The 14,047-nt window shown below is 52.1% G+C and carries 13 protein-coding genes; 6 read left to right on the forward strand and 7 right to left on the reverse strand.

Features of this window, described 5'->3' with window-relative positions; all coding sequences use genetic code 11:
• Positions 1-191 precede the first annotated feature (191 nt).
• The 4 genes from CJD38_RS01865 (at position 192) to CJD38_RS01880 (ending at position 2,866) form a co-directional block, all read left to right on the forward strand.
• Positions 192-671: a CinA family protein gene (locus CJD38_RS01865; protein ID WP_107938592.1), complete on the forward strand. Its 480-nt coding sequence runs from the start codon at positions 192-194 to the stop codon at positions 669-671.
• The gene (gene thpR / locus CJD38_RS01870; RefSeq protein ID WP_107938593.1) at positions 664-1,257 is read left to right on the forward strand and encodes an RNA 2',3'-cyclic phosphodiesterase; all 594 of its coding nucleotides are present in this window, start codon (positions 664-666) and stop codon (positions 1,255-1,257) included. The genes CJD38_RS01865 and thpR overlap by 8 nt, the downstream gene beginning before the upstream one ends.
• A 126-nt stretch (positions 1,258-1,383) precedes the next feature.
• A complete protein-coding gene (gene recA / locus CJD38_RS01875; RefSeq protein ID WP_107938594.1) occupies positions 1,384-2,406 on the forward strand; it encodes a recombinase RecA in 1,023 nt (340 codons plus the stop codon).
• A complete protein-coding gene (locus tag CJD38_RS01880; RefSeq protein WP_436295200.1) occupies positions 2,393-2,866 on the forward strand; it encodes a regulatory protein RecX in 474 nt (157 codons plus the stop codon). The genes recA and CJD38_RS01880 overlap by 14 nt, the downstream gene beginning before the upstream one ends.
• A gap of 71 nt (positions 2,867-2,937) precedes the next feature.
• Here CJD38_RS01880 and tssE read toward each other — a convergent pair whose 3' ends face one another.
• The 6 genes from tssE to tssK form a co-directional block, all read right to left on the reverse strand.
• Complete coding sequence (gene tssE, locus CJD38_RS01885; protein WP_107938596.1) at positions 2,938-3,366, reverse strand: type VI secretion system baseplate subunit TssE; 429 nt, start codon at positions 3,364-3,366, stop codon at positions 2,938-2,940.
• Between the two features lie 8 nt (positions 3,367-3,374).
• Positions 3,375-6,110: a type VI secretion system ATPase TssH gene (gene tssH / locus CJD38_RS01890; protein WP_107938597.1), complete on the reverse strand. Its 2,736-nt coding sequence runs from the start codon at positions 6,108-6,110 to the stop codon at positions 3,375-3,377.
• A gap of 107 nt (positions 6,111-6,217) precedes the next feature.
• A complete protein-coding gene (locus tag CJD38_RS01895) occupies positions 6,218-6,703 on the reverse strand; it encodes an Hcp family type VI secretion system effector (protein ID WP_107938995.1) in 486 nt (161 codons plus the stop codon).
• A 56-nt stretch (positions 6,704-6,759) separates the two neighbouring features.
• Entirely contained in the window at positions 6,760-8,439 is a 1,680-nt protein-coding gene (locus CJD38_RS01900; RefSeq protein ID WP_107938598.1) for an OmpA family protein, read from the reverse strand.
• Complete coding sequence (locus tag CJD38_RS01905; protein WP_107938599.1) at positions 8,439-9,101, reverse strand: DotU family type IV/VI secretion system protein; 663 nt, start codon at positions 9,099-9,101, stop codon at positions 8,439-8,441. The genes CJD38_RS01900 and CJD38_RS01905 overlap by 1 nt, the downstream gene beginning before the upstream one ends.
• Positions 9,102-9,114: 13 nt before the next feature.
• Positions 9,115-10,464, reverse strand: coding sequence for a type VI secretion system baseplate subunit TssK (tssK, locus tag CJD38_RS01910; protein ID WP_107938600.1), 1,350 nt, complete (start codon positions 10,462-10,464; stop codon positions 9,115-9,117).
• 338 nt (positions 10,465-10,802) lie between these two features.
• Between tssK and tssB the strand changes: the two genes are divergently transcribed.
• Together tssB and tssC are read left to right on the forward strand one after the other, a co-directional pair.
• Positions 10,803-11,318, forward strand: coding sequence for a type VI secretion system contractile sheath small subunit (gene tssB, locus CJD38_RS01915; protein ID WP_107938601.1), 516 nt, complete (start codon positions 10,803-10,805; stop codon positions 11,316-11,318).
• A 46-nt stretch (positions 11,319-11,364) separates the two neighbouring features.
• Positions 11,365-12,903, forward strand: coding sequence for a type VI secretion system contractile sheath large subunit (gene tssC, locus CJD38_RS01920; RefSeq protein WP_107938602.1), 1,539 nt, complete (start codon positions 11,365-11,367; stop codon positions 12,901-12,903).
• 86 nt (positions 12,904-12,989) lie between these two features.
• On the opposite strand, the gene CJD38_RS01925 is transcribed toward tssC, so the two are convergent.
• Complete coding sequence (locus CJD38_RS01925; RefSeq protein ID WP_107938603.1) at positions 12,990-13,964, reverse strand: tRNA dihydrouridine synthase; 975 nt, start codon at positions 13,962-13,964, stop codon at positions 12,990-12,992.
• Positions 13,965-14,047: the final 83 nt, after the last annotated feature.

Below are 14,047 nucleotides of genomic sequence, written 5' to 3' on the forward strand. Positions count from 1 at the left end.
CCTTGCGCTGATGTGACATCAACGCACCCCCGACATCCTTCCGATAACTGACCTTATCACGGCGGCAGCGGTAATCGGCCTTCGCCAGACTGGTGTGTGCCACAGGCGGTATCATCGCGATCAAAGTAAATGTCAGATGGCGCTTCGATCATTCTGGCGTACTAAAAACATTAGGAGCGTTCTGCGAAATCATGAGCACTTTAGCCGCCGAAATCGGAACGTTGTTAGTCGCTCGTGGTGAATTTGTCGCCACCGCTGAATCCTGCACGGGCGGACTTATCGCCAAACTGATGACCGACGTTGCCGGCAGCTCTGGCTGGTTTGAGCGCGGTGTCATCACGTATTCCAATCTCGCCAAGCAAGAATTGCTGGATGTGCCAGAAGACGTCATCGCAACAGAAGGCGCGGTGAGTGATGGCACTGCAATGTGCATGGTGGAAGGCTTGCTTATGTCGAGCCCGGCGGATTGGGGCATTGCCGTCACCGGCGTTGCGGGGCCCACGGGCGGCACTAAAACTAAACCGGTTGGCACGGTGTGGATCAGCTGGCTACACCGCGGTAGTGATCCACTCGTACGTTGTTACCACTTCAGCGGTGATCGCGAACAAGTCCGCGAACAAACCGCACACACCGCATTAACCGAACTACTCAAATTCCTGCGGAATGACTGACTCCAAGTTTCCACACAACCGGCTCTTCTTCGCACTGTGGCCGGATGACGAGACGCGTGCGTCTTGCGCAGAAGCTGCGCGCGATCTGAAAACGCGCATGCAGCCCGATGGCTATCTACTCAAGCCAGAGCGCTATCACATCACTTTGCCTTACCTCGGCGGCTACGTTCCGCCCGATCAAGAAGCGGCCGCAAAACAGGTGGCTCAGCTAGTGAGCTTGCCGCCGTTTATTCTCACTCTCGATCAGGCCAATAGTTTCAAGAACCGCGAAGTGCCTTGGTATCTCGCGCCGCTGGAAACTCCGCCTGAACTGACCTTGCTACACGATCACTTACGCGATGCGTTGCGTAACTCGGGTGTCTCGGTTGAGCGAATGAGATTTACGCCACATCTGACCGTGGTGAGGAATGCCACTGTGCAGATCCCGCCAACGCGGATTAAGCCGGTGGTGTGGCAGGTCAAGGAATTCGTACTGATCCGCAGCGTTTTGCACGATCAGCCGGCCGAGTACCAGATTTTGGGACGCTGGCCTTTGAATGGTGTTTGGCAGCCGAAACAGCCGCCGCCGCAAATGGCGCTGTTCTGAGCCTAGCCGGTGCAGCGGTTTGCAGTGACAGGTGTATGTTTATACACTAGTCATGCCGGCGCCCCTCATATGAGGCCTCGCCGTAGCCCTAATAACAATAGTTTCATTATTTTCGAGGTCAACACGATGGACGACAACCGCAAAAAAGCACTGGAAGCAGCGCTCTCTCAGATTGAAAAGCAGTTTGGCAAAGGCACCGTCATGCGCATGGGCACCGACGAGCGTCCAGAGATTGAAGCAATCTCGACCGGCTCGATCACGCTCGATACCGCACTCGGCATTGGCGGCGTACCGCGCGGCCGCGTTGTTGAAATCTACGGCCCGGAATCATCCGGTAAAACCACCCTCACGCTGCACATCGTTGCAGAAGCCCAGAAGCTCGGCGGCGTTTGCGCATTCATCGACGCAGAACACGCACTCGACACCACCTATGCTGAAAAGCTTGGTGTAAATGTTGCTGACCTGTTGATCTCTCAGCCCGACACCGGCGAACAAGCGCTGGAAATCGTCGACATGCTGGTTCGCTCCAACAGTCTCGACGTCATCGTTATCGACTCCGTTGCCGCACTTGTTCCTAAATCGGAAATCGAAGGCGAGATGGGCGATGCCTCAGTCGGCGTGCAAGCACGTTTGATGTCACAGGCGCTGCGTAAACTCACCGGCAGCATCAACCGCTCCAAGACCACGGTTATCTTCATTAACCAGTTGCGTATGAAGATCGGCGTGATGATGCCTGGCCAGAGCCCAGAAACCACCACCGGCGGTAACGCGCTCAAGTTCTACGCTTCAATGCGTCTCGACATCCGCCGCATCGGCGCGATCAAGAAGGGCGACGAAGTGGTTGGCAATGAAACGCGCGTCAAAGTTGTGAAGAACAAACTCGCGCCTCCGTTCAAACAGGTCATCTTCGAAATCATGTACGGCGAAGGTATCTCGCGCGAAGGCGAACTGATTGACCTCGGCGTCGAACACAAGCTCGTCGAAAAATCCGGCGCATGGTTTGCTTACAAAGGCGACAAGATCGGCCAAGGCAAGGACAACTCCAAGAACTTCTTGAAGGACAATCCTGCAATCGCCGCTGAGATCGAAGCTGCTCTGCGCGCCAAGTTGATGCCAGAGAAAGTCGCAAAAGCTGGTGAAGAAAAGTAAGAAGCCACCCGAGCCATCCAGTGCCCGCGATTCTGCAATGCGGGCACTGGGTCGGCGCGAGCACAGCGCGGAGCAACTCCGTCGCAAATTAGAATCCCGCGGATATGACGAAAGCACCGCCGCAGAAGCGGTTGGTGAACTCTCCGAACGCGGTTGGCAATCCGATTCACGCTTCGCAGAAATGCTAATCCGCAGCCGCGTTGGTCAAGGCTACGGACGCATGTATATCGAAGGCGATCTGCGCGTCGCCGGCGTGCCAGACGCCGAAGCATCAGCAGCACTAGAAGCCGCTGACTGCGACTGGACCCAAGCCGCCCTTGATCTTCACGCCAGAAAATTTGGCGCAGCACCAAAGACAATGGATGAGCGCAATAAACAATATCGCTATCTTGCTGGGCGTGGATTTACTTCAGATCAAATTCGTAAGGCAATGAAGGGTGTTGCGCCAGACGAAGATTAAAAACTTTATCTGAATCTATGATGTTGCTCTAAGCGTTGCGCAGTTCCTGAAAAATATTCAGACAGACTGAGTTAAGCATCTCTATCGCCAGTGCGTCGCCATTCCAATCGGGTACGCCCTTCGGGTTCGTAGTGAGTGCCAAAGCGAACAAGCCCGCGCTTTTTTAAGTGGCAAGTCATTTCATAGCTGATCATCATGCCGGGTTCGGTTGGCGTCACTTCGACATCGATAGCTCGGATGCGTGGCTCATATACCAATAACGTTGCTTCGATCTGTGCCTTTAATTGGTGGATGGACGCGGGCAAGTTTCTATAGACCATGGTCAAGTCCGGCAAGCCGTAGTTCGGCAGATGCTTTAGCGTGCCAGCGCGAGTATTGAGAATGCGCCTTAGGTTTTCGAGCACACTCATGATTTCCAATGTATTGCTGTCATGGTCGTCCAGCGATACTCCATCTATGTGGCCGAGTAACATGTCGTAGAGAGAGGGGCCTGTGCTCATGTTGTGGCCTAGGCTGCGAGAGTCGATTGATCTGATGTGGCTTCATCAAAATCGACGGTGATGCCATTTTCTTCAGAATGCGAAAGTCGAATGGCCTTTGGCATTTGATTGCCGGTGATGCGCACCAAAAGCTCTCGTGATAGTACCGGCAGAATTTGCTGATCCAACAAGCTGTCGATGTTGCGCGCGCCAGAGTCGGGTAGCTGACATGCACGTACCAATTCGTCGACAAGGGCATCGTTACAGATCAGTGGAACGCCAAACCGACGCTCGATGCGCTGCGCTACTTTATCGAGCTTCATCTTCACAATTGAAGTCAGTGCTTCGGCTGACAATGGCCGATAGACCAGCGTTTGAAAGCGTGCGAGTAGCGCGGCTTGAAAGTGATCTAGGAGAAGTGGGCGAATGGCATCCATCAGCATGCTATTGGCGGCGACGCTATTGGTTTCTGCTGCAGTGTCTGTCACTGCCATGATCTGATCGCTGCCCAGATTCGAGGTCATCAGAATCACGGTATTGCGGAAATCGATGACGCGACCTTCACCATCGCGCATGAATCCGCGATCAAAAACCTGATAGAAAATATTGAGTACGTCGCGGTGCGCCTTTTCAACTTCGTCCAGCAAGATAACGCTGTATGGGCGTTGACGAACGGCCTCCGTGAGCACGCCACCTTGGCCATAACCCACGTAACCCGGCGGTGAGCCTTTGAGTTGCGATACGGTATGGGCTTCTTGGTATTCGGAAAGATTGATGGTGACCAATGAACGTTCGCCGCCAAACATCAAGTCTGCGAGGGTTCGTGCCGTTTCAGTTTTGCCGACGCCCGATGGTCCGACGAGAAGGAACACGCCGAGCGGGGCTTCGTCGGACTTCAAGCCAGCTTTGGCTGTGCGTAGGCTTTTGCCGAGCCCGCTTATTGCATCTTCCTGACCTACAACAATCTTGTTGAAACGAGCTTCCAGGTCGAGCAGTGTTGCTAGTTCATCCTCGAGCAGGCTGCCGACGGGTACGCCAGTCCAGTCGGCAATAACGTGAGCGATGGAGGCTTCATCAACCTCTACCTGAATCAGGGCATCGTGATCTAGCTTGTCCATCAAGCCATGTGCACTCTGGATCGATTTTTGCAATTCTGCGCGAATGGCTTCGTTGGGTTCAGTCTGCCATTGCTGGCGCAAACCAATCAGCGCTGTTGCGGCTAGTTGCTGTTCTTTAAATGCCAGATTGAATGCATCCAGCTCTGTTGTTAATGACGAGAGACGCTTATCGATGGCATCTATTTTTTCGCTTGCATCCGTTGATGTGGCGACTTGATCATCTAATAGCGCACTGCGCTCCACGGAAAGGGCGGCTTGTTCAGCGGTACGTGTTGAGATCTGAATCGGTGTCGCTTCGATGCTCATACGAACGCGCGCTGCTGCGGTGTCGAGAAGATCGACAGCCTTATCCGGCAACTGACGGCCCGTGAGATAGCGGCGCGAAAGTCTTACGGCAGCGACAACAGCTGCATCGGTAATGTGAACGTTATGGTGTTGTGCGTAACGATCCTTCAGCCCGCGCAGCATGAGGCAGGCGTTCTCATCATTGGGCTCATCAACCTTAACCATTTGAAAGCGACGTTCGAGCGCTGCGTCATGCTCGAAGTACTGTTTGTATTCTGACCACGTGGTCGCAGCAATCGTGCGAAGTTCTCCGCGGGCGAGTGCAGGTTTGAGTAGATTGGCAGCGTCTGCGCCGCCTGCGGTATTGCCTGCGCCAATGAGTGTATGGGCTTCGTCGATGAAGAGCAGAACAGGGGTCACTGATTGTTGAACGGCTTCAATGACGCTTTTCAGGCGCTGTTCAAATTCACCTTTAACACCTGCGCCTGCTTGGAGAAGCCCGAGGTCCAACGTGAGCACGCTCACGTCTCGTATCACAGCGGGGACATCGCCATCTGCAATCTTGAGCGCGAGACCTTCAACCAGTGCTGTTTTTCCGACGCCAGGTTCGCCGACGAGGATGGGATTATTCTTTCGACGACGCGCAAGGATATCGATCATCTGTCGAATTTCGACGTCACGCCCAAAGACGGGGTCGATCTTTCCATCACGTGCTTTCTGGGTGATGTCGATCGTAAAGCGACGTAGGGCTTCGGATTCTCTTGTTTCTGTGCCTTTGGATTTAGCGGGCGCGGCAGTTGAAGAATCCTTGCTTTGAATATTGATCGTCTCAGGTACTGCTTCTGAGATTGCGCTTGCTTGAGTGTGAACCGCACTTGGCGCTTCAATTGAAATGCGGTCGAGCTCTGCTCGTAGATGTTCGATCTGCGTGGGTGAAATCGAAAGTAAGGCCCAAGCATCAGGTGCACGAAGCAGCTGTGGCGCTTCCGCAAGTGCTGTAAGCAGGTGCGCGGAGCGAATAGAAGGAGCGCCAGCTCCAGTATCTTCTAGTGACGCTTTGACCCACGCGGCTTCCATCAGTTGTCCAATCCGATGCGACAAACTGGGTTTGCCTCGTAACTCATGTGGAAGTCGGTTGATGGCACTGAGCAGGCCGTTCCAGATGCCATCGACGTCGAGTTCATAGCGGCGTGTGATTCCGACAATATCGCCATCGCCAAGCTCAAGCAGCTTGATTAACCAGTGTTCCACTTCGATTTCGCGATGTGCTCTGGTTTCGCAAAGGCTCACTGCATTGGTGAGCGCCCGTGCGCAATGATCGTTGAGACGGCGTAGGAACGGCGAAAGGTCACGATGGGTCATGGCTGGAGTTCAAGCGTTCCGGTCGAGCAGAGACGGGTAAAAAAGAGCACTGGCACATGCCTGATGAAAATCAGGCAATCTGTGCCAGCTCTCAAGTGGGCGCTGATTTAAGAGCGCTCGTTCCAGCTATCGGCGTGGATGATGTTGCCGTCTTTGTAAGACCATGTGATCTTTTCGTAGCGCAGTTCGACTTCTTCAAGATGGTTGTGCTTTTCAAACGTTGGATTCTTGATGTCGTGCATTTTAGGGCGTACGGCAACCACTTTTACGTTGTCTAGTTTGGTGTTGAAGTATTCTTTTTCTTTGCCAGCGTCATCAATCTTGTACCACTTCATTTCGATTGATTTGAGCGTCTGTCCGCTGGTGACGGCCTTGTAGAGATATGGCGTCGATGCGTCAGTTTCTTTGGTAAATGTGATTGGCTTGTGAACACGCGTGCCAGTCAATTTTCCGGTATTTGAATCGGTGGGAATGTTAACGCTATGGTCGAGTGCGACAACTTCAACGCTACCTTCGCGACCTTGAACCGTGACGGAACCTTTGATGTCGGCGCCGCCGTCATCTTTGATCCACATATATGCAGGAATTGCCATTTGAATCTCCTCCGTTAAGTACATCAAAAATCCCGTTGCTCATGCTTCGGGCGTTATTAAGTTCCGGTTGTTTCCGGAATCAAAGTAATTTCTACGCGACGGTTGCGCGCACGACCTTCTGCTGTTGTGTTGTCGGTAATTGGACGACCGCCGCCATAGCCCTGAATGGCAAAGGTAGATACAGGTAGGCCAGAGGTTTCCATCAGCCAGTGACGTACGGCGCCAGCCCGTTCTTCAGAAAGACGCTGATTCTTCTCAGCATCGCCTGAACTATCGGTGTGTCCAGCGATAAGAATCCGTTTGCCTGGATGCGCTTTGATAACGTCAAGTACGCTAATCAGGGCGCGAGTTGATCCAGATTTGAGTTCTGCGCTACTGCTCTCAAACAGCGAAAGGCCATCCAGCGTAATGACTGCGGGAGGTTGTGCTGGGGGTTGGTAAGAGGCAATGGCCCGATTGAGTTCCGGAACAAGTGCATCACCGCGATACATGCCAAGGTCTAATCGTATTGGCGTGCCTATGCGTTGATAGCGATCGAGACGATCGCGCTCTTTAGTTAAAGCCGCCAGAGCATCACGTCGTGCGCTGTCTTGATCAACAGGCGTTGCGTAGAAGCGGTTGATATCTTCACTGACAGAGGTCATCAAGGCATCATTGTTTTTCACGGCTCCCCATGTTGCGAGCACGCCTAGACAGGCGAGAATCACGATGGCGTGTGTAAGAGCTCGTATGCGAGGCGATACCCATTGCTGCTGTGGCAAGGTTTCCAGAAACGGCTCGGGTAATGGCCATGGCTGTGTCGTGGCTGTAAATAGCGCTGGCGACAAACAGGTTTGCGATTGCAGATGAAGATTCCATGGTGAGTCAGCTTTGGTGGCTGGCCCGCAATCGATCCATGCGATGCCGTGCAATGGCCAAGGCATCGAAGTTTGTCGACGGTCTAATAAGCTTGAAATAATATTTTTCTGAGTCCAGCGGACTAACGATGTCATGCCGGCGGCGCGCCAAGCAGAAGGACGCGCATCTACATCAGACTTTATGTTTTGATCCGGCGCTTCAGCCACGCTTAAAAACGTACTTATCGAATCTAAGTTATCAATCTGATTGGCTGATGAGAGACCGACCCACTGATAAGCGCCTTCGTCTGTGCGAGTGAGTTTCTGATAGACCGCTAGATAAGCAGATAAATGCTTGCCAAGTAACCTACTGCTATCGCTCAGTACTTGACGTGCTAAATGCAGCGTATTGTCCAGGCTTTCTTGGGTATGAAGGTCTGGAGTGATTGTAAGAATGACGCCATTAGGAGCGCGGCTATCACGCCATGTGTAAACGGCGCTGCACAGCTTAGGTAAATCGACGGTGCGATTGACGCGTAACCAGATGGCTCCGCCCTTTACGCGAGCGATATGTTCGCTGCTGTTAGGGTCAGTAGAGAAAATACTTTCTAGGGAATCGCCTATCATCATGATCAGTGGCATGTGATTGCGTAGGGCTGCAGGAATATTGACTGTGCTTGCGCCCAAAGCCGCCAGAACAGAATTGCTTTGATGTTGTGCGCGCCGCTGCCTTTGAGTACGCAAAAAAATGAGTATTAAGGCGCTCCCAAATACTGTTAGCGCTAGTGCCATCGATACGCTGCTGCGCAAAGGTAGAATGCAGGTGACGATGACGATCGTGAGAAATGCGCCGAGCGCGACCAGCGTTCGTTCGGGATATCCCAGACGAAAATCGCTCATTACGCTTTAGCTCGAAGAAGTTGGGCTAGCTGCTCGTCAAGTGATTGCCCCCATGCAATCCAGATCAATGCAGCGGCAGCGCACGCAATTGCAGCGATTGCCCACGGCGAGAGTTGACGCAGCCAAGCGAATCGAGGAGGGCGCGTACTGTCAACGATAAATCCTTCATGCGGGACCCTCGTGCTGGCTAGGCGCTCATTGAGTGCAACTACAATTGCTGCACGTTGGGGTTCTCCTGCGCGTGCATAGCGTCCGCGAAAACCTAATCCAAGAATCGTGGAATAACACTCGAGCAATTCGATATTGGCATGCGGTTCGAGCATGCGAGCCGACAGGCGTTGATAAATCCTCTCGCCAGCATCGTGGTTGCTAAAACGCTCAACTTGTAGGGGGTTGGAATCCCACTCGTAACGCTTATCAATTGGAAGATATGTCAGCGCAAATTCGTCCAATAGTCCGCATTGCGCATAAACCGCATCCTCGCGAACGTCGGCTGGAATACGGCGCGACTCCAGTGCTTTCTCAAAGTCACGAACCAATTGTTGGCAGCGTTCACGTAGCTGTGGCACTGATGTGGTAGTTGCACCTTGTGCAAGTAGGGAAACTTCTAACGCCGTATCGCGGAGCATGGCGCGCACAGAAAGTTTGTCGGATGGGTTCATGGGATGAGGGTCTTCATGAAGTCAGCACCGCATAGAGTTCTAGCGAGGCATCGGGGATTGCTGTCGGCAAATAAAGTTGGCAAGCGCGTGCAGCCAACATTCGCGCATGAGCCGGGTTACTGGCATCAAGTGCAAAGTATTGGTTCTCCAATCGAACAGGGATTGCCGCTGGAACGCGTTGTACTGGCTTCAAGGGAATGCCTGCCAATGCAGAATTGACGATATGGTCGATATCGTCAGGCGCGCCTATCTTGCAAAGCTTGGGAATATGATCAATAAGCTGGAACGATGGCATGGCGGCATTTACTGACAGGTAGTAATCCGCGCCTGCGAGCAGTCTTTCATCGTTGAATTGACCGGTCCAAGTTGTTGGACTCTTGCGTGTCAGGCCAATAGGGATGACACGTGACGGGATAATGGCATCAAGCAATTCACGAATGAGTCCTTCGAGTGTTGCAAAGACTTCCTCTTGCTTCGCGTGCTCGTAAGGCGGAATCGCGGTTAGAGCTATCCGTGTTGAAAATGTCATTAAAGCGCCAGCTAGCCCGGCCATTAATTCGTAAAGGCGCTCTGGTGGTTGATTGATATGTGTATTGAAGAACAAAAGCCGTGGCCAATGCGTGTTGATGCAATGCAGTAACCAAAACAAAGAAACATCTGATACGCCGAACTCTGCAATTTGATCAATGCGCTCACTTCGGCGTGCGGAGAGCACAGTACTCTTGGCGAGAAGGATTTCTGATAATCGTGTGATGCGCTCTGTGTGGCGCGGATGTGCTGCCAAGGACAGGCATGGCGGCACAAAAGTACGGTCGACTTCAAACTGTCCGCGCGTGCCGCGAACCAAGCGGGCGACTACGCAGACGATGTTTTCTGCATGTGGTTCGAAGTCGAATAGCAAATGCACAGCGTGTCTCTCTACAGACATTTCCTCTGCGCCAGTGCCATGAAGATCAGAGACCTCAATAAACTCTCTGATGTATCGACGTGGGTGCGATATGGCTTGTTCGTCAAATCGACAATTACTGCCGTTGGCATTCATCAAAGGAAGGGCGGCAAAAATGCGCACGCTTTGTACGTCTGCTGGAACATCACGCAAAAGATCGCGAGAGCGTGGAAGAACATCCGTTGCGGCAGTGTTGATGAGAGTGCCGTCTGAAAAGCGCAACTTCAGACGAGTGAGTGTTAAACGATTAGCGACAAGAAGTTCTTCTTCAAGCTGTACATCAATTACGCCCCACGGTTCTGCAATTGCAAGCGATGCAAATTGATGCTGATTGAAATGAAGCCACTGCTCCTGCTGCTGAAAATGTTGCGGCGTAAGAATTAGGCCCTCATGCCAGAGTGGTTTGAAAATCTGCATGGCTTCCCGTTTTTATTTGTAGGAATTATGTTTGAGTTCGATCCTAACTTACGGAAAGTCGTTTGATGATCGATAAAGTGTGATGTGCGTCTCGCGAAAAATTTATTAGTGATGTCGGTCACATGTATCCCTTTGACGTTATCAATGTTTCAACGATCTAATCGATCGCCCTTAAAAATCGACTCATATCCGAAAGTAAACGGGTCGCTTAAATATCCGATAAGCAAATCGTGGCTCGTCCGATTTTTATAAGCGGGTGGTGTTCAGGTCGACGTTGATAAGCCGAATCACTTCATTCGGATTCACCGTCAGTAGTTCAACTTTCTGGGGATACGAAAATGACAGATAGCTTCCAGCGGGAAATTCCAAAAGCCCGGGTAAATATTTCACTGGATTTGCACACCGGCGGCGCGCAGAAGCGCGTAGAGCTTCCACTCAAGATGTTGGTAATGGGTGATTACAGCTCGGGCCAAGCGAAGGGCTCGCTGGCTGAACGTAAAAAAGTCGACATCAATAAAAACAACTTTGATGCGGTTCTAGGTGAATTTAATCCGAAGTCGAAAATCACAATCCAGAATACGTTGTTAGACGATGGCTCTGAAGCGAACGTCGATCTGGACTTCAAGTCGATGAAGGATTTTGAGCCAGAGCAAGTGGCGCGTCAGATTCCTGAGTTGCAGGCCTTGATGGCCATGCGAAATCTTTTGCGCGATCTCAAATCAAATCTTCTCGATAACGGAACCTTCCGTCGCGAGTTGGAAAAGATTGTCAAAAACCCATCGTTGTCAGCGAGTCTGCGTACAGATTTAGAAAAAATTGCAACCTCAAGCATGTTGCCTGAAGGCAATGCTTGATCTTGTCTCTTCTAATGCTGAACGAATAATTACAACGGGAGAAAACATGTCACAGAATGAAAATCAGTCGGTTGGCTCAAGTGCCACCAAGACTATCGAACATGAGAGCAGTGTCTATGCCTCGCTCTTTGAGAAAATTAACCTCAAGCCTGTTTCGCGTGCGCGCCCTATAGAAGCGTTCCAAGACAATGATGCTTTGTCTGACGCACCGACTGATGAGCGCTTATCTCGCGCCGTTAGCGTATTTCTTAAAATGGTCGGCGAGTCGAGCCGACCTGTAGATCGTCTCGATAAGTCACTTCTCGATTTTCATATCGATGCGCTGGACCAAAAAATCAGCCGCCATCTGGATGCGGTGATGCACGCGCCAGAATTTCAGCAGATTGAATCTGCTTGGCGCGGGCTGAAATTCTTGGTCGACCGTACTGACTTTCGCAAGAACGTCCGCATCGAAGTGCTCGATTGTTCTAAGGAAGGCTTGCAACAAGATTTCGAAGATACGCCAGAAGTGGTACAGAGCGGCCTGTATCGCCATGCCTACACGCAGGAGTACGACACGCCGGGTGGTCAGCCCATTGGCTCAATCATTTCAAATTATGAATTCACCAATTCGCCACAAGACATCGCCCTGTTGCGGAATGTTTCCAAGGTTGCAGCCTCCGCACACATGCCGTTCATTGGTTCGGTTGGGCCGAAGTTCTTTGGCAAGGAGACAATGGAAGAGGTCGCCGCCATCCAGGACATCGGCAACTATTTTGATCGTGCTGAATACATCAAGTGGAAAGGTTTCCGCGAAACGGACGACGCGCGTTACATCGGCCTGACTATGCCGCGCGTGCTTGGTCGTTTGCCGTATGGCCCGGATACAACTCCGGTGCGTAGCTTCAATTATCAGGAGGCCGTCAAAGGCCCTGATCATGATCGTTACTTGTGGGTCAATGCCGCGTTCGCATTTGGCGCTAACGTGGTTCAAAGCTTTATCCGCAATGGTTGGTGTGTTCAGATCCGCGGCCCACAGGCTGGCGGCAAGGTAGATGATCTTCCGGTGCATTTGTATGACTTAGGCACGGGGCATCAACCCAAGATTCCTACCGAAGTACTGATTCCCGAAACGCGCGAGTTTGAATTTGCCAACCTTGGCTTCATTCCCTTGTCGTTTTACAAGAATCACGACTTTGCCTGTTTCTTCTCAGCCAACTCGTCACAGAAGCCGGCCTTGTATGACACCAAAGAAGCGACAGCCAATAGCCGTATTAACGCGCGACTGCCTTATATCTTTCTGCTGTCCCGTATCGCGCACTATCTCAAGCTGATTCAGCGCGAGAACATTGGCACGACAAAAGATCGGCGACTGTTGGAGCTTGAACTCAACAACTGGATTAAAACGCTCGTTACTGAGATGACAGATCCGGGTGATGACTTGCAAGCTTCACATCCGCTGCGTGAAGCGAAAGTGACGGTAGAAGATATCGACGATAACCCGGGCTTCTTCCGCATCAAGCTCTTCATCATCCCTCACTTCCAAGTGGAAGGAATGGATATTGGCCTGTCGTTGGTGTCGCAGATGCCGAAGGCTAAAAACTAAGGTCGGCGGGCTGTAGGTACAAGATGGTCATGTAATAAAAGCCCCCGATTTTCGGGGGCTTTTGTTATGTGCAAGATGGGTGAAGCTCAAGCAGCTAAACGCGGTGCTCGAGTAAGCGATGGCAATTGCAAAAGTGCGTCCAGCTTTTCGCAATCCGTTTCGCGCCGCGCGGCATCAAACATAACTCCTGCTTCCGCGTAGCTGCGACTCAGCCACACCAGCCATTGTTTGAGACGGCCTGGTGCATAACCCGGTGCGAGTTTGATGCGTTCTTGTCGCCAGAAATCCTGTACGAGCGGAAATAATTCTGCCCACGTCATTGGTACAACTTCTTCGCCATTTTTTTCTGCAGCGATTTGTAGTGCCAGATCAGGCTTGGCAACAAGGCCGCGGCCGAGCATGAAATTCTCTGCGCCGCTGATTTCGCGACAGCGACGCCAGTCTTCCAGTGTCCAGATTTCGCCGTTGGCAAATACAGGTACTGAGACGACTTCTTGCACACGTGGAATCCAGTCCCAGTGTGCAGGTGGACGATAGCCATCGACCTTGGTGCGTGCGTGAACCACGATTTGTGATGCGCCACCCGTGGCGAGTGCGCGTGCACAGTCGAGCGCAACATCTGGTGTCTCGAAGCCCAAGCGCATTTTTGCAGTGACGGGAATATGGGTGGGGACAGCGCGACGCACTTCGCGGACGATGGCGTGGAGTAGTTCTGGCTCTTTCAGCAGTACTGCACCACCACGTGATTTATTGACGGTTTTTGCCGGGCAACCAAAGTTGAGGTCAATGACGGGCGCCCCTAACGTGCAGGCGAGAGCGGCGTTGTCGGCAAGACATACCGGGTCTGAGCCGAGCAATTGCACTCGCATGGGGGTTCCGGCTCGGGTTTGTGCGCCGTGATCCAGTTCTGGAGCGAGTCTGCGAAAGTAGTGCTCGGGTAGTAAGCGATCATTAACTCTAATGAATTCAGTAACACACCAATCGATGCCGCCGACGCGGGTTAGCACGTCACGCAGGATCTCGTCGACCAGACCCTCCATTGGTGCCAAAGCGAGTTGCATGTACAGGTTCCTGAATTCAGGAAGGTATTTTAGTCTTTTCGCTGCACTGCGGCATAAATACTGTGCCCATGTAGACAAATACA

It is taken from the genome of Stenotrophobium rhamnosiphilum (assembly GCF_003052265.1).
GTDB classification, from domain to species: Bacteria; Pseudomonadota; Gammaproteobacteria; order Nevskiales; family Nevskiaceae; genus Stenotrophobium; species Stenotrophobium rhamnosiphilum.